Here is a 16849-nt window from a genome sequence, read left to right as displayed (position 1 = left end):
CTTGGGGGCGGGATTTTTTTATGACAAAAAGGAGGGCACCACGATGAAAAAACATTGGCGGGATATGAGCATGTTACTTGGAGCGATTGGTATTGCGAACATAGGAGAATGGATTTATATGATTGCTCTCCATCTGCTGATTTTTCAGGAAACGGGCTCCGTTCTTGCTGTAACAGCCGTCTATATGTTAAGACCTGTCTCGGCTCTTTTAACAAATAGCTGGTCTGGTAGTTTAATAGATAGACTGAATCAGCGGAATGTCATGATCAGTCTAGATCTATGCCGGGCCATTCTGATTGCTTGTTTACCCTTTGCCTTATTTTCAGGCCACTTATTGATCGTATATGTGATGCTATTTCTCATTCATATGGCACAAGCCATGTTTCATCCAGCTTCGATGGTGTATATGACAGCACTAATCCCGGCGGATAAACGAAAACGGTTTAATGCCATTCGATCTTTGCTTCAGTCTGGTGGATTTTTACTCGGACCCGCCGTAGCAGGGTTGCTTTTTCTCATTGGTACACCAGTCCTTTCAATTTATGTAAATGCAATCTGCCTTTTGATATCTGCTGTTTTGACGATGTGTTTACCGACTTTGTCAAAAGCAGCCGGGGCACAAAAAGGCTTTTCTCTCTCAGTATTAAAGGAAGATGCAAAACTTGTATTTCGTTTCAGTCTCACATCCCGGCAAGTGATGGCCGTGTATTTATTATTTAGTGCCGCCATCACGGTGCTGCCGACTGCGATTGACTCACTTGAAGCAGCTTTTGCAAAGGAAGTGCTGATGTTGACCAATACCGAATATGGGTTTCTTGTCAGTGTAGCTGGAGCAGGGATTATCGCAGGGGCATGTCTCAATACGGTCATTGTCGAAAGGCTGCCTATTTCAGTGATGCTTGGTGCGGGAAGTTTGTTTGTGGCTTTTGGATACTTGATCTATGCTTTTTCAAGCACATTGACTGTCGCAGCAGTTGGTTTTTTTGTTCTCGCTTTCTTTTTAGCATTTGCAAACACCGGTTTTATGACTTTTTATCAAACGAATATCCCGGTAGAGGTTATGGGGAGAGTGGCAAGTTTTTATGCGTTATGTGAAGCTGTTCTGACGATGATGATGACAGGAATATGCGGCGCATTGGCGCATGTTTTATCGATACGTACTTCTGTCATGATTGGCTGCCTATGTATGTTTCTTATTTGTCTGTTGCTATGTTTTGTCATTTTTCGTCCATTGACTGTCAAAAAAATAGTGCATCTTACTTAGAAAATTAAAAAAATTATGTTATCATTATTTAAGTAAGTTAATTAAATTGATGAGAAAAGGAGTCTTACAAATGAAAGCACTACGCTGGCACGATCAAAAGGACATTCGACTAGAGGAAATTGACGAACCAACAGTTGCTCCAGGAAAAGTGAAACTGAAAGTAAAATGGTGCGGCATTTGTGGTAGTGATTTACATGAATATTTAGGCGGACCGATCTTCATTCCTGTGAATGAACCTCATCCACTTACAAAAGAAAAAGCACCCATTACACTGGGACACGAGTTCTCTGGTGAAATTGTAGAAGTTGGAGAAGGCGTGAGTAATTACAAAGTAGGCGATCGAGTGGTTGTTGAACCTATTTTTGCAACTCACGGGCACCAAGGTGCTTACAACTTAGATGAAAACATGGGCTTCTTAGGACTTGCTGGTGGCGGTGGAGGGTTCTCTGAATATGTATCTGTCGATGAAGAATTACTTCATTTGTTACCAGACGAAATTTCATATGAGCAAGGTGCACTTGTTGAACCTTCTGCAGTTGCTTTATATGCGGTTCGTTCTAGTAAAGTGCAAGCTGGGGATACAGCAGCTGTGTTTGGCTGTGGACCAATCGGTTTACTTGTCATTGAAGCATTAAAAGCAGCTGGTGCTACTGACATTTATGCAGTGGAATTATCAAAAGAGCGCCAAGAAAAAGCAAAAGAACTTGGAGCGATCATTGTAGATCCTTCTCAGTATGAAGATGTTGTTCAAGAAATCGCACGCCGTACAAATGGTGGAGTCGATGTTTCTTTTGAAGTGACAGGTGTACCTATTGTATTGAAGCAAGCAATCCAATCAACTAGAATTTCAGGTGAAACAGTCATTGTAAGCATTTGGGAAAAAGGCGCAGAAATTATGCCGAATGACATTGTCATTAAAGAACGTACAGTCAAAGGAATCATCGGCTACAGAGATGTTTTCCCATCTGTATTAAACTTAATGAGAAAAGGCTATTTCTCTGCAGATACACTCGTCACGAAGAAAATCAAGCTGGACGATGTGATCGAAGATGGCTTCCATGCATTAATCAATGAAAAAGATCAAGTGAAAATTTTAGTCAGTGCTGAATAAGTAGGACGATAAAGAGAATGGCAGATGCCGTTCTCTTTTTTTAACGTCCAAGAGATTTTCCGTACACGCTGACTCGTTTCTCTAACAAAGCAAAAGCGAGTTCAAAGAAAATACTAAGCATCCAATAGATCAAAGCAGAGACAAGATACGTTTCTAAAAATTTGTAGCCGTCATTTGCAATGATGCGAGAGATTCCCATGATTTCCAGTACACCAATTGTAAACGAAAGGGATGTGGCTTTTAACAGCTGAATGAGCTGATTCCCTAGGTTTGGCAGGGCAACCACAAACGCTTGCGGTAAAATAATGCGCATCATCGCCTGTCTGGTGGTCATGCCAACGATTTTCGCCGCTTCAAGCTGCCCTCTGTCTACCGCAAGGAGTGCGCTGCGGACCACTTCTGTTAAATGTGCGGCTGAATGCAGGCTGAAGGTGATAAGGGCAACGGTAAGCGGGGAGACCATATCCGGGTGAAAGGTCAACCCAAAAGTGCTATTCATTTTGGTCAGAACAAATGGAATGCCATAAAAGAAAGCAAACAACTGAACAATGAGAGGTGTTCCTCTAAAAAATGAGACATAGAGCGTGACCAGCTGGCGGAGCACAGGGATACGAAAGAGGCGAATGAAAGCAAAAACAGATCCAATCAAAAGGCTCACAGCCATAGAAACAAGTGCAATCAATAAGGTAAAGGGAACGCCTTTTAGAATATGTGGTATTTGGTCAATCGCAAATGATATATCAATGGTTTGCATCAAATCGCCTCCTTAGCGTGACAGGCTGGTGCGGCCTTTCACAAATTTTCTTTCCAGTAGCATCGTGATCAGTTCAATACTGATGCAAATCAGCCAATACACAATTGCAATGATGACGTACACTTCAAACATCCCTATCCCGTAGTTATTACCTAGGATGATTTTGACCTGTCCCATCATATCAATGAGTCCGATTGTAAATGCAATGGCGGTATCTTTCACGAGATCAATGGTGTAATTTCCGAGGTTCGGAAGTGCAATGAGAAAGGCTTGCGGAATAATGATCCTCATTAATGCCTGCGAATCTGTCATCCCAACAATGTAAGCTGCTTCAAGCTGATCTTTCCCAACAGAGGAATATGCACTGCGAAAGACTTCAGATAAATAAGCGCCCGTATGTAACGAGAATGTGATCATCACAAATAACACACGATCCCAATGATTGATTTGGATTCCGGCCATGAGTAAAAGCTGAGGCAGGCCAAAATAAATCAGAAATAACTGAACAATGAGCGGCGTACTTCGTGTAAATGACAAATAAATGACCGCCAATTGTTTCAGCACTGGAATTTGTTTGATTCGAATGCAAGCAAACAGCAATCCGATGATGATGGCAAAAAACAATGACACCACAATCATCAGAAATGTGAGTGGCAGGCGATCAACCACCTGTAAAAAGATTCTTAGCCAATCTCCAGCTGTAAACGTCATGGCGTTTCCTTCCTTTCTTCATATTGATAGCCTTGCTCTGATATATAGTCAATATCTTGAAAGAAATCAACGCCAAACCATTTCTTCGCAAGGTCAGGTAATGTTCCGTCTTCTATCATCTCTTGTGTCACTCGGTCCAATTGTGATGCTAGTTTCTTTTGACTAGGCTGTAAGACAAGATAAATAGGTTCCTTTGAGACAATGCCGCCCACTTTGACTTTCAGGTGAAGATGTTTTTGAATCGTATCAAAGGTCGAAATATTCATAAAAGCCGCATCGGACCGTCCACTTTCGACTCGTTTTAAATTGAGTTCGTTTGAAGGGCTTTCAATGGTCGTGAGCGGAATTTTCGGATCATTTTCTTCATTATATTGATTTAATATGGAACGAAGGCCGCCGCTAGGACTGACGGGAGCGAGCTTTTTTGATGTCATATCGTCTAGAGATTCAATATCTTGCTCTGATTCATTCACAATTAAACCTGTCATCGAATAGCCGTATGGAACCTTAGGATAAAGAAAGCGTTTTTCACGTTCAGGATTACTAAAAAACCAATTAGCCGCCATTTCAAATTTCCCAGCGCCGATCCCAATTAAATTGGATTCTTCCTCGCCAAAGATATAATCAAAATGAATGTGTGGCAAACGTTTCTCGACTTCATTTAAATAATCGATGTTATAGCCAATCGGCTCGTTGCGGTCATTTGTGGCTAAAAAAGGCGGATTGACTTCTGCGCTTAGTGCGACTTTGACAATTTGTCTGCCATCATCTGTTGTCGTTTTCACACTGCTGCAGCCAATGAGAGAGAGGAGAAACAGAAGGATACTAGCGGCAGTGAATAAAGTCTTGCGCTTCATCTGTCTTCCTCCAATCCTTGCCACATCCCGCGATGAATTCTTGATAAAAATTGTTTCGTCCGTTCATGCTGAGGCTTCATCAGGACGTCTTCTGGTGAGCCTTTTTCAACGATTTCCCCATCTGCCATAAAGATCACTGTATCCGCTACATCCTTTGCAAACGAGATTTCATGCGTCACAATGACCATCGTCATTCCTTGGCTCGCAATATCTTTCATCATTTCAAGGATTTCTCCGACCATCTCTGGGTCTAGTGCAGACGTTGGTTCATCAAACAAAAGCACCGCAGGATTCATGGCAAGAGCACGGGCAATCCCAATCCGCTGCTGTTGACCGCCGGATAATTCACTTGGAAACGCATCTTTTTTATGAAGCAGCCCAATTCGCGTTAACAATTGCTCTCCGATTTTTTCCGCCTCTTTTTTAGACATGTTTTGAGACACAATCAATCCTTCTGTGATGTTTTCAAGTGCTCGTTTATTTTGAAACAAGTGATAATGCTGAAACACCATAGACGATTGCTGTCTGAGTTTTAGAAGATCTTTTTTTCGAAATTGTTCAAATTGAATCGTGGCTTCTCCAACTGTCAGCGTTCCTTTGTCTGGGATATCAAGGCTGTTTAAACTGCGGAGAAGGGTTGTTTTTCCTGATCCGCTCGGTCCAATAATGGCGACCACTTCACCTTCTTGTACGGTGAAATCAATTCCTTTTAACACATGAGTTGACCCATAGGATTTATGTAGATTAGTAGCAGAAATCATAAAAGCATCACGTTCCTTTGACATATGTACTTAATATTGATAAAATTTAACACATTAAATCCTATAAGTAAAGTGTGTTTTAATAATACCTATTGGATAAATCGGATATGATAGATTGCGAGAAACAGAGGAGTTGGATACGTTTTGTCTAAAGCATTATTTGTCGATACAGATTTTCAAAAAAATTGGCTAGATCAACTAGAATCCCTTCGTGAAACGATCGAACAATCTGCAAAAGAACATGATGAGGGTGCCTATTTTCCTAAACAGAATATCAAATCATTAGTAGAACTGGGCTATACAACGTTGTCTCTGCCTGTTGAGTACGGGGGCGGGGGTCAATCTGTAAAGGATATGGTCCTTTTTCAAGAAACACTAGGAAGTATGGATGGAGCAACTGCCTTATCGATCGGCTGGCACCAAGGAGTTGTTGGTGAAATTTATGAAAAGAAACTATGGAATGAGAAGCAGCTGCAATTTTTTGCTGAAGAAATCAAAAATGGGGCTCTTGTGAACCGGGCTGTCAGTGAAGCGCAGACAGGTAGTCCAACAAGAGGAGGCAAACCTGGAACAACTGCAACGAGATCAGGAGATCAATGGGTGATCAGCGGCAGGAAAACATTCACAACGATGTCACCAGCACTCACATATTTTCTCGTCGGTGTATGGATCGAAGAAAAAGAAGCGATGGGCTTCTTCTTAATTCACCGTGATACAAAAGGTGTTTCTATAGAAGAAACGTGGGATGTTGTTGGCATGAGAGGAACAGAGAGCCATGATTTAATTCTAGATCATGTGGAAGTTCCAGATGACATGTTGGTTGAAGTGCAAAAAGGACCTCGGGGCGGTACGTTAAACCCTTGGATCGCACATATTCCTTCCTGTTATTTAGGGATTGCACAAGCGGCAAGAGACTATGCTGTTCAGTATGCCATCACCCATTCACCGAACAGTATTAGCGGAACGATTAGCGAACTGCCAAATGTCCAAACACTGATTGGCGAAATTGATTTACTACTAAAGCAAGCACGCCATGTCATCTATTCAACGACAACATTGTATGAGCAGCCAGAGAAAAGAGAGCTGTTAATCAATGAATTCGGTGCTGTGAAGCATACAGTCGTCAATGATAGTCTGCAAGTGGTCGATAAAGCCATGCGTTTAGTCGGTGCAAAAAGCTTAAGCCTTAGCTGCCCGCTTCAACGTTACTATCGAGACATTCGTGCTGGCCTTCATAACCCGCCAATGGACGATATGACGATTTCGAAAATTGCAAAGCAAGCGATTGAAGAGAAAAAATTGAACGTACAATAAACAGAAAGCCGGATAAAACCGGCTTTTTTTATTGAAAAAGAGGACGAGCGGCTCTTATTTCTGATCAGTCAGCATGCTACAATCGATTGCAATCATGAGCAAAGAGGGTGATTGTTTGCAAAAAAAGAAGATGAAATGGCTGATTGCTGGCGTGATGCTTGCAGCACTTTGTATGAGCAAGCCTGCATCAAGTGAAGGAACATCTCCAAAATGGTCCGTCGATGAATTCATGAAAGAGCGGGAAGGCACATTTGTGATTCAAGAAGTAAAAGAAAAATCACCATGGGTGTATAACAAAAAAAGAGCGAACAAGCGCTTTGCACCACAATCAACGTTTAAAATTGCAAATGCCTTAATCGGACTTCAAACTGGCGCAGTTAAAGATGAATACGACATCAAATATTGGGACGGAGTAAAAAGAGAGATTGATAACTGGAATAAGGACCATACACTGGGCTCTGGTATGAGAGATTCAGTCGTCTGGTATTATCAAGCCATGGCACGTGACATCGGGGAAGAACGCATGGGCCATTGGATAAAAGCCATTCATTATGGGAATCAAGACATATCTGGCGGAATTGATCAGTTTTGGCTAAGCAGTACGTTGCGCATTTCTCCAGTAGAACAAGTCCATTTCCTTAAACAGCTATATGAAGAAAGTCTCCCATTTGACCTATCTGTTATGAGAACCGTCAAACGAATGATGATACAAGAAGAAGAGAAACACACCACGCTATACGGAAAAACAGGCTCCGGATCAGGCATCGGCTGGTACGCAGGCTTCATTAAACATGAAAACAAAACCTACATCTTCACCACAAATATAGAAGGCACCGGAATAGAAGCAAAAGAAATTACCTATCGTATTTTGAAAAAATATCATTTGGTAGAAGCATCCGTTTAGGATGCTTTTTTTATGAGTGAATTTGGGGATATATTGATAAAAAGATGATACTTGGTTTAGTTTGAAAGAATGATATATTTTTAGAAAAATATTGAAACGATATCTTAAATATATTATGATATATGACGTATTGTTACAAATGTTACAAATATATGATAAGGAGATTAATATGAATCTAAAAAGAAAAGTAAATTGGAAAAGAAATATTGCAGCGCTTCTAGCCTTTGTGATGCTTATATCAATGTTACCTTCTGACATTTTTGCAGAAGAACATGTAGAAAATACAAAATCAAGTCATAACAGCATGCCAGAAACAGACGATTCAAAAACCCTTGAAATAGCAGGGATTGATGAAGCTGAAATTGGAAAAGACGGAGAAGTTCTTTCGGAAAGAACAGCCAATAGCAAACTTTTCTATGAAGGAGAGGGAGTATTTACGCAAGAAGTATATCCTGACCCCATTCATATAAAAGAGTCACCAGATGCTGAGTGGGAGGACATCTCTCCAGAGTTAAAAGCAACTTCGAAAAAAGAAATAGAAACGGAAAATGCAAGGTTAGATTCAACCTTTCAAAAACAAATGAAGCAAGGGCTCTATGCTACATTCGAACACAAGAAGCATCAAATTGAATTTTCAATTTTAAAAGCTTCAGGAACAAACAAATCAGAAATTCGTTCCAAAGATACCTCTGCACAATTTAAAGAGAACACCAACGAACTTACATACGAAGAGGTATTTCCACATATTGATTTACGATCATTTACTTTTAATGAAAATATCAAAGAAGATATTGTACTCAAACGATATGATGGCTACAATTCTTTTATTTTTAAAATAAAGACAGATCTAACTGGAGAAATTGAGGAAGATGGTTCTATTAGATTTTTTGATCAGAAAAAACAGACCATTTTTCAAGTTCCAAAACCGTTTATGACCGATTCAAATCTAGATGAAAAGTCAGGCGAAGTGGCTCGATCAGAAGATGTGAGCTTTGAATTGCAAAAAGAAGATGATGGCTATTTACTTCGTGTAACTGCTGATGAGAAATGGCTCAAGGATCCTGAACGAGTTTATCCTGTGTCTATCGATCCATCGACTTCTTTATCTGTTTCATCAGACACATTCATTATGAGTGCATACCCAACAACAAACTATTCAATATCTACGCAAAAATGGGATGCTAATCTGAAAAGTTATGTCCTGAAAACCGGCTATTATGATAAAACAACTGGTACAAACTACGCGTTCATGAAGTTTAATTCATTCAAACCGATTCAAAATATGAATGTAACAAAAGCGACGCTCAAAACGTATGTTGCTCATTCATATTACGGGACGAAAGCAACTGGTCTTTGGCTTGATACAGTGAATGCCAACTATGATCATACAAAGCTAACATGGAACAATAAACCAAGTTCTAAAAACATCGGTAAGGCCAACGTATATAAAGGACAATGGGCGAGTTATGATGTGACATCGACCATCAAAGCTTGGAATAGCGGAACAGCTAACTACGGCTTTAAATTACATGCTAATGGAAATGGACAAGACCATTGGAAAAAAATAATCTCATCAACAAACTCAACCAAAAAACCAGTCATTGAAGTCACGTATACCATTCCACAAGCAAATGCACCAACTGTAAAAGGTTTTAGTAATGGAAATGGGACAGGTTACTTAAACTTAAGTTGGAAAAAGGTGTCTGGCGCAAAAGGTTACAAAGTGTGGCTATACAACGGAAAAGAATATGAAGCCATTTCAGTTGGGAATGTGGCATCATGGAGTACAAAAGGAAAGAATATTTGGCCGACAGCAAGTGAGATTGCAGCTAAGAAATATAAACTTCATTTAGATGGAAAAGGGGGGACAGAATTAGCAGTTGATCCTTCCCCGGTTTACAAAAACTCAGGTGGTAATTATGCGACAAGCAAAAATTATTGGGTAGCTGTAAGTGCGATTTTTGACCAAGGTGAAGGCGCAATGTCAGCAAAAGTAAAACCTGTCGTGCCGAATGTGGCTAGAGCGAAAGCACCTAGTACAAAAGGATTCAATAATAATAACGCAACAGGTTACTTTGATCTTTCTTGGACTTCAGTTTCCGGTGCGACCGGTTATAAAATACAAATGTTTAATGGGAAAAGCTATGAGACATTGGATCTTGGGAATCAAACATCATGGTCAACAAAAGGAAAAAAAGTATGGCCAACAGCTGCTGAGATTAAAGCAGGTAAATTTGCATTGCACCTCCAAGATGGAAAAGGGGCTGAGCTTCCAATTCATCCTGGTGCGACTTATAAAAATGCTGGAGGAGATGCGGCTCAAAAACATTATTCCTTCAGAGTGATTGCCTACAATAAAGATGGAGAAGCTATTGCTTCACCGCCATCTGGACCTACTTTACCTGATCTATCTAGACCGAAAGCTTTATCTGGATATGCTTATACGAATACGAAAGAGAGCCAAACAGGTTATATCAATTTACATTGGGACAAAGTAAAAAATGCAAAAGGATATAAAATTAACATCTATAATGGTAAGGCATATCAATCATTTGATGTTGGTGATGTCGATCATTGGACAACACAAAATAAGAATATTTGGCCGACTCCTACTGAAGTTAAAAGTGGGAAATATGTGCTTCATACAGATGGTAAAGGCGGGGAATTAGCGCTAGACCCATCACCAGTTTATGAAAATGCGAATGGAAATTATAAAGGACGCAAGAACTACTCCTTTACCCTTTCCGCCTACGATGCAAATGGAGAAACCATTCCGACACCAGCCTTTAACCCGACATTCCATGAAGGTGCCGAATTCCTTGGGACAGAGGATTACTGGTCGATTATTGATATACCAGACGGCCAGCTGAATGGTGCAACTGGTAATGTGATTGTCAGTGAAGAAGAAATGTCGATTGATGGAAGAGGACCAGGACTTGGAATTGGTCGAACTTACAACAGTTTAGATGCAGCTGACCACTTGTTTGGACAAGGGTGGTACGCAGATGTAGAAACTAGTATCACGCCAACAAAAGAAGGTGCCATCTATCTTGATGAGGATGCTACAACTCATATTTTTACAAAAAAAGCAGATGGTACGTATCAACCACCAACAGGTATTTTCCTTGAATTAACGGAATCAAAAGATGAATACATGTTAAAAACGAAGGATCAAACCTTTGCACACTTTAGTAAAAATGGTGGGAAAATCACCAAGATTGTAGATGGACATAAAAATACAACGACATACAAATATAACGAAAACAATCAGCTCACTTCAATGGAAGATGCATCTGGCCGAAAAATAACAATGGAATATGATGAAGATGGTCATATCACCTCGGTTCAAGGACCAAAATGGAAAAAACTTTCATTTGAGTATGATGCAGGCTTACTAGTGAAAGTCATTGATTTAGATGGAACGAGCATCTTGTATGAATACGACAAAGAAGGCAGATTGATTAAACAATTCTCTCAAAACAGCACAGAAGATCAGCCTGTTTTTACAGAATACCAATATGAAAATCACCGTTTAGTTAAGGCGATCAATGCAAAAAAAGAAACTTTTGAGTATGCATATGATATGTCTAAAAAGACACTCATGCTGACGCAGCCAAACGGCCGGAAAATACAGTATACGTATAATGAAGCAGCTAATCCAATTCAAGTTGTAGATGATACGGAAGGGCTTAAAATTACTACTAAAACGAAATATGAAGGCAACCAAATCGTAGAAGAAACTGATCCCAATGATGTAGAAAAAGGAAAAGCTACAGAAAGCTATTCGTATGACAAAAATGGCAACGTCATTCAAGCTAAGGATGCTTACGGGACAGAAACCTACGAGTATAACAAAAACAATGATGTTACTAAAGTGAAAGATACAGAAGGAGATATTACAGATATCGCCTACGATGGATTAGATGCTGTATCTGAAACGGATCAAAGTGGAAATATGTCTTCAGCAAGTATTTATGACTCGTACGGGAATTTGGTACAAACGAGTAAAGAACTTGCTGCAGGTGCGAGTATATTGAAAAATGGCAGTTTTGAAGATACGCTAACTGGCTGGAAGCTTACAGCATCTAAGGATGACGGGAAATTAGCGCAAACAGCTGGGAAAAGTGGTCCGTTATCTGGCGGCAGAGTATTAGAGGTCAGTTCACAGTCGACAACTGAAGGAACTGAACTTGGCTATTCTTCTGCTACTCAAGAAGTGACACTAGAGCCAAATACGACGTATACACTTAGTGGGAAAATAAAGACAGAGCTAACAAAAGCAAGAGCATTTTTTAACATCGATTTAAGAGATACAAACAACAAACGAATTCAATGGATCAGCAACGGTTACAGCACATTATCAGGCAAAAACGATTGGACAAAACGCCAAGTCACGTTTACGACGCCATCTCATGCAGGCAAAGCTGTGATTTATATGGAAGTGGATCATCGAGATAAGGCTGGAAAAGGAAAAGCCTGGTTCGATGAGATTCAGCTAGAAAAAGGCGAAGTTTCATCAAGTTATAATCCTGTCAAAAATAATTCCTTTACGGATAAAACAACAAGCTGGAGCGGAACAGGTGGTTCATTAGATAATGAAGAAGGCTTTAACGATGACGTTTCGTTAAAAATGACAAGAACCTCTTCAACTCAAGCAAATGCCATCTATAAACAATCTGTACCGATTGAACAAAGTGCGAATGATCAATCTGTATATGTCACATTGACTGGGATGTCTAAGGCTGAAAATGTCAAAGCCTCAAATGAAAATGATTACTCACTTCAAGCGTTCGTTACGTATACAGATGGCACAACAGGAACATTTAATGCGAAATTCCCAACCGGTACACAGGAATGGAACCGAGCAGCGGTTGTCATACCAAAAACAAAACCATTGAAAAAAGTCGACGTACAGATCGTTTTCCAAAAAAGTGCGACGGGAACGGCTTGGTTTGATGATATCCGACTAGTAGAAGGTAGTCTTTTAACGAAAACCACTTACGACGAAAAAGGGAACTATGCAGTTAAAGAAGAGGACGAGCTTGGTTACTCATCTCAATCTGCCTACGATGAAACAGGCAAAAAACTTTCTGAAACAGATGCGAAAGGCGAAAAAACAACATTTGAATATGACCAGGCTGATCAGCTGAAGAAAATCACTTTATCTAACGGGACATCCATTGTGAGAACGTATGATAAAGAGGGCAATGAACAGTCGAAAACCATTCGTGCAGAGTCAGATCAGACGTATCAATTCGAATACGACCTAATGGGCAAATTGACAAAAACCATTGATCCATTAGGGAATGTGTTGAAAAGTGAATATGATGCGAATAGCAACTTAATCAAAACAATTTCTGCAAATGGACATGAAGTGTCTCTCACGTATGATGGAACAGACCGAGTGAAATCCAAGTCATACAATGGGACAGAAAAATATAACTTTAGCTATGATAAAAACGGAAACGAAACAACGGTTGTTAACAAAGAACAAAACACAACCAAAAACAGAACGTTCGACCAACAAAACCGCATCACAAAGTTAACAGAGCGTGGCAGCAGCCAAACTTGGACGTATCCAGCCAATTCAGATAAACTGAAATCCTTTGAATGGACACACGGAAATCAAAAAGGAACGAACCAATTCAGTTACAATAAGCTTGATCAAATGACGCAGATGAAGGATTCGAGTTCTACGTATTCGTTTGATTATGATGAAAATGGAAATGTTCAGTCCTTTATTACAGGTAACGGCAGTGGTGCTAGCTTTGCTTATGATGAGCGCAATTTAATTAATGATTTGCACATTGGAACAAGCCAAGGGGTAACGATCTTAAACGAAGCTTACGAATATGATCAAAATGGAAACAGAATAACGGTTGATCAAGGAAGCAACGGGAAGATTCGTTATGAATATGGAAAATTAGATCAATTGATCAAAGAAACTTATCCAGATGGCACGGTCATTGGGTACACATATGACGGGTTTGGAAACAGAAAAACCGTCACGACTGAAAAAAATGGCACTAAAAAAACAATCAACGCATCATTCAACATCATGAACCAACTGACAAAGGTAAATGATGAGACTTTAACTTATGACAAAAATGGCAACCGAACGTCTGACGGGCAATTCCTTTATAAATGGGATGCAGAAGATAACATAACGGCCATCACGAAAAAAGGGGAAGACAAGCCATTTGTCACTTACAAATATGATGAGCGTGGATATAGAATTCAAAAAACAGTGAATGGAAAAGTCACCAATTATTTTTATGACGGTGATAGTCTGAATGTTTTATACGAAACAGATGGAGACAACGAAGTCACAAAAACATACACATACGGTGAGAGTGGACAACTCCTTGCATTCACGCAAAATGGAAACAAATATTTCTATCACTACAATGCACACGGTGATGTCATAGCCATCACAAATAGTGCAGGAAAAATCGTTGCTGAGTACGAATACGATACATGGGGCGTTCCAACAAAAGTAAAAGAAAATGAAGAAGTAAAAGGAAACCCATATCGCTATGCTGGTTACCGCTTCGACGAAGAAACAGGACTTTACTATCTAATCGCCCGCTACTATGAACCAAAAAATGGCGTATTCCTATCACTTGACCCAGACCCAGGAAGCGATGGAGATGCACTAGATCAAAACGGATATACCTATGGAAACAACAACCCAGTCATGAATGTTGACCCGGATGGTCATTGGGTATGGTTTGTTGTCAATGCAGGATTTGCTGTATATGATGGATACAAAGCTTATAAATCGGGTAAAGGCTGGAAAGGTACAGCAGTTGCAGCAGCATCAGGATTTTTGGGTGGTGGAAAGTTAAAGGGAGCGAAAAAGGTATTTAGTGCTGGGAAGAAGTCTTATAAACTTTCAAGGAAGAAAGTTAAAGCAAAAAGAACATATTCTAGTTATAGAAATGTAAAAAAGAAAACAGCTATAGTTAATAACAGGGCTACTAATGTAACAAAAAGGAATTTTGAGAAAAATCTTAGAAGGCAAGGATGGAAAAAGTCAATAAGTAAAGATAGGCAAGTAATCATTATGAGTAAAAAAGGATCAAGATATACACTGAGAAATAAGTCAAGAGATTATGATGGCCCTTCTGCTGATTACATTCCAAAAGGAGCCAAGCGTCCTTCTCTTAAAATAAGATTAAAGAAGTAGGTGTTCTTTATTGGTTAACAGTAAAGCTTTATTTATTAATTCAGATAATGAATTCAAGAAATATAAAGTTATGATTGAAAAAGCTTTTTATACAAAAAAACATTTGCCTCATCAAGTATTTCGAGAGAATTTTAATTATTTTTTGTTTCAAGAGTTTGATTGGGCATTGAGTGATGAGGTTTTAACAACAATAAAAAAGCTATCAGTTTTAACACAAGATAAGGACTTTTTAACGGCGGTCCTTAAGCCAGATCCAGTAGAATATTATTTGAAGGAATTTGGTTATTATAATTGGCTAAGAACAAGTGTTGAAATTTCTGGTGAGGATTATGTAAATGCACTTTGGACTAGCCCAGAAGATTCTATAGCTGATGATATTTTCACTAACTCAAATATCGTTGTTTGGTTATCTCATTCTTTGGATTGGGCAATTTGGGGAGATAGGGATTTGGAAATTTGTATTTTAGCCACAAAATCTAAAAAATATTCTATGCAAAATTTATTATCAGAAGATGGTTGGAAACCTCTGAATAGTAATTTGAAAGAGTGGTTAGCGCTACTATTTAGTGATGGAAAAAAATTTGACGAGTTTTGGGGAGAGTTAGCCAGTAATTATTCCTGAATTAGCTTTTGATTAATATACAAATTTGGGAAATCTAAGAAAAGTAACTGTTTTTCATTTGACAATTTGTTGAGAAACTTTTTTGAAGCAACCATTGTTAGCTGTCAAGGAAACTTGGCAGCTTTTCTTATTATCTAATTGGAAATATTTTAAGCGGTATCACTTATTATGTTTTGGTTTTTATATGAAAAAATCCAGAAACAAATCCCTGATTTCAAAATCAATCATCTAAAGCAAATCAATGAATTTCACTACTTTAAAGAGTATAATGAACATAACGACTTGATCTATTGTATTGACGTGCACAACCCATTTGAATCTGTGATTCAAGCCGACATACATCTAAAATTCACCAATCTACCTTCTGTTTAAATCAAAGGTTTGTACTTAACAGACGATTCTAGTTTTTATTGGACATTCAGTCTTCCCCATCCCAACACAGAAAGGTGCAATGACATTGAATCGAATCATGAAATGGCTCTTATTTGCGGCGGTCATCGCTGGCTTATTGGTATGCGCATTCTTTGTGTTCCGTTTCAACCAGCCTAAGCCGACGACAAACATCCATTATGCAGACACACAAAACAAACAACAAACACTCGATATGTATATGCCAAAGGGAAAAGAAGAAGACAAAAAGAAGAAGCATCCAGTCATGATCTATCTCCATGGCGGCGGCTGGTCGGGCGGCGATAAGAATAGAGTCGCTTCAAAAGCTGATTATTTTACGGGTCAAGGATATGTGTTTGTTTCAATGAATTATAGGCTTCATCCTGATGCCAACTTCGAGCAGATGGCAGATGATACGGCAAGTGCTATTAAATGGGTGAAGGATCATGCAGATGAATATCAAATCGATTCGTCAAAAATCAATGTCATGGGTCACTCAGCGGGCGGTCATTTGACGGCATTGGTTGCTACAGATTCGACTTACTTAAAACGTGTGGGGCTGTCGCCAAAAACGATCAATTCTATCGTGATTTTAGATGGGCCGTTAAACATCAATCAATTTATACAAGCCATTCCATCGTATAAAAAAGTGTTTGGCAAACAGGAGAAGAACTGGACAAAGGCATCACCTGTCACTTATATGAATCAAACGAATGTACCGCCTGTTTATTTGGTCACAGGCTGGGAAAATCCTGAAGTGTACCGATTTGCAGAAAAACTGAATCATGATCAAGGCTCTCGGTTTGTGTTTCGGGTTCATTCGCTGAGCCACAGTGATTTAAATAAATGGTTTGGATCTGACAGAGCGCCAAAAGAAGCGCAAGAGATGACAAAGGCTGTGATGGCTTTCGTCAAAAAACAAAATCAATAACAAAGACTGTATGCTAGGGCAATCCATTTTGCCGAAGTATA

At 39.4% G+C, this 16849-nt stretch carries 11 protein-coding genes; 7 read left to right on the top strand and 4 right to left on the bottom strand.

The features are described 5' to 3' along the window. Positions 1-43: 43 nt before the first annotated feature. Together NSQ52_RS12210 and NSQ52_RS12205 are read left to right on the top strand one after the other, a co-directional pair. Positions 44-1264 (top strand): MFS transporter, encoded by a 1221-nt coding sequence (locus tag NSQ52_RS12210; RefSeq protein WP_342473370.1) that lies wholly within the window; start codon positions 44-46, stop codon positions 1262-1264. Between the two features lie 70 nt (positions 1265-1334). Next, on the top strand, positions 1335-2375 hold the full coding sequence (locus tag NSQ52_RS12205; RefSeq protein ID WP_326242422.1) for a 2,3-butanediol dehydrogenase: 1041 nt from the start codon (positions 1335-1337) through the stop codon (positions 2373-2375). Between the two features lie 40 nt (positions 2376-2415). Here NSQ52_RS12205 and NSQ52_RS12200 read toward each other — a convergent pair whose 3' ends face one another. The 4 genes from NSQ52_RS12200 to NSQ52_RS12185 are packed head-to-tail and all read right to left on the bottom strand — an operon-like array spanning position 2416 to position 5482. Continuing rightward, positions 2416-3129 (bottom strand): amino acid ABC transporter permease, encoded by a 714-nt coding sequence (locus NSQ52_RS12200; protein ID WP_041090876.1) that lies wholly within the window; start codon positions 3127-3129, stop codon positions 2416-2418. A gap of 12 nt (positions 3130-3141) precedes the next feature. Further along, positions 3142-3840, bottom strand: a complete 699-nt coding sequence (locus tag NSQ52_RS12195; protein ID WP_041506838.1) for an amino acid ABC transporter permease — start codon at positions 3838-3840, stop codon at positions 3142-3144. Further along, entirely contained in the window at positions 3837-4697 is an 861-nt protein-coding gene (locus NSQ52_RS12190) for an amino acid ABC transporter substrate-binding protein (RefSeq protein ID WP_047946480.1), read from the bottom strand. Before NSQ52_RS12190 ends, NSQ52_RS12195 begins: the two co-directional genes overlap by 4 nt. Continuing rightward, positions 4694-5482, bottom strand: coding sequence for an amino acid ABC transporter ATP-binding protein (locus tag NSQ52_RS12185; RefSeq protein ID WP_277687658.1), 789 nt, complete (start codon positions 5480-5482; stop codon positions 4694-4696). Before NSQ52_RS12185 ends, NSQ52_RS12190 begins: the two co-directional genes overlap by 4 nt. Before the next feature lie 120 nt (positions 5483-5602). Between NSQ52_RS12185 and NSQ52_RS12180 the strand changes: the two genes are divergently transcribed. The 5 genes from NSQ52_RS12180 to NSQ52_RS12160 all read left to right on the top strand — a co-directional run bounded on the left by NSQ52_RS12180 (position 5603) and on the right by NSQ52_RS12160 (position 16808). Next, positions 5603-6772: an acyl-CoA dehydrogenase family protein gene (locus tag NSQ52_RS12180; RefSeq protein ID WP_047946479.1), complete on the top strand. Its 1170-nt coding sequence runs from the start codon at positions 5603-5605 to the stop codon at positions 6770-6772. Positions 6773-6887: 115 nt separating this feature from the next. Then, complete coding sequence (blaBPU, locus tag NSQ52_RS12175) at positions 6888-7676, top strand: BPU family class D beta-lactamase (protein WP_342473369.1); 789 nt, start codon at positions 6888-6890, stop codon at positions 7674-7676. 169 nt (positions 7677-7845) lie between these two features. Continuing rightward, a complete protein-coding gene (locus tag NSQ52_RS12170; protein WP_342473368.1) occupies positions 7846-14865 on the top strand; it encodes a DNRLRE domain-containing protein in 7020 nt (2339 codons plus the stop codon). A 10-nt stretch (positions 14866-14875) separates the two neighbouring features. Beyond that, positions 14876-15487: a hypothetical protein gene (locus tag NSQ52_RS12165; RefSeq protein WP_135009332.1), complete on the top strand. Its 612-nt coding sequence runs from the start codon at positions 14876-14878 to the stop codon at positions 15485-15487. Positions 15488-15938: 451 nt separating this feature from the next. Continuing rightward, the gene (locus NSQ52_RS12160) at positions 15939-16808 is read left to right on the top strand and encodes an alpha/beta hydrolase (RefSeq protein ID WP_337902830.1); all 870 of its coding nucleotides are present in this window, start codon (positions 15939-15941) and stop codon (positions 16806-16808) included. The last annotated feature ends 41 nt before the right edge of the window (positions 16809-16849 follow it).

Origin of the sequence: Bacillus sp. FSL W8-1141, assembly GCF_038593205.1 — a bacterium.
Taxonomy (GTDB): domain Bacteria; phylum Bacillota; class Bacilli; order Bacillales; family Bacillaceae; genus Bacillus; species Bacillus altitudinis.
Note: the sequence above shows the minus strand (reverse complement) of the source record. Positions and strands in the feature narration are given on the sequence as shown.

Excerpts from the sequence above, each read along its gene's own strand:
- NSQ52_RS12210 (WP_342473370.1), top strand. The coding sequence starts at position 44 with ATGAAAAAACATTGGCGGGATATGAGCATGTTACTTGGAGCGATTGGT.
- NSQ52_RS12205 (WP_326242422.1), top strand. The coding sequence starts at position 1,335 with ATGAAAGCACTACGCTGGCACGATCAAAAGGACATTCGACTAGAGGAA.
- NSQ52_RS12200 (WP_041090876.1), bottom strand. The coding sequence starts at position 3,129 with ATGCAAACCATTGATATATCATTTGCGATTGACCAAATACCACATATT.
- NSQ52_RS12195 (WP_041506838.1), bottom strand. The coding sequence starts at position 3,840 with ATGACGTTTACAGCTGGAGATTGGCTAAGAATCTTTTTACAGGTGGTT.
- NSQ52_RS12190 (WP_047946480.1), bottom strand. The coding sequence starts at position 4,697 with ATGAAGCGCAAGACTTTATTCACTGCCGCTAGTATCCTTCTGTTTCTC.
- NSQ52_RS12185 (WP_277687658.1), bottom strand. The coding sequence starts at position 5,482 with ATGTCAAAGGAACGTGATGCTTTTATGATTTCTGCTACTAATCTACAT.
- NSQ52_RS12170 (WP_342473368.1), top strand. The coding sequence starts at position 7,846 with ATGAATCTAAAAAGAAAAGTAAATTGGAAAAGAAATATTGCAGCGCTT.
- NSQ52_RS12160 (WP_337902830.1), top strand. The coding sequence starts at position 15,939 with ATGACATTGAATCGAATCATGAAATGGCTCTTATTTGCGGCGGTCATC.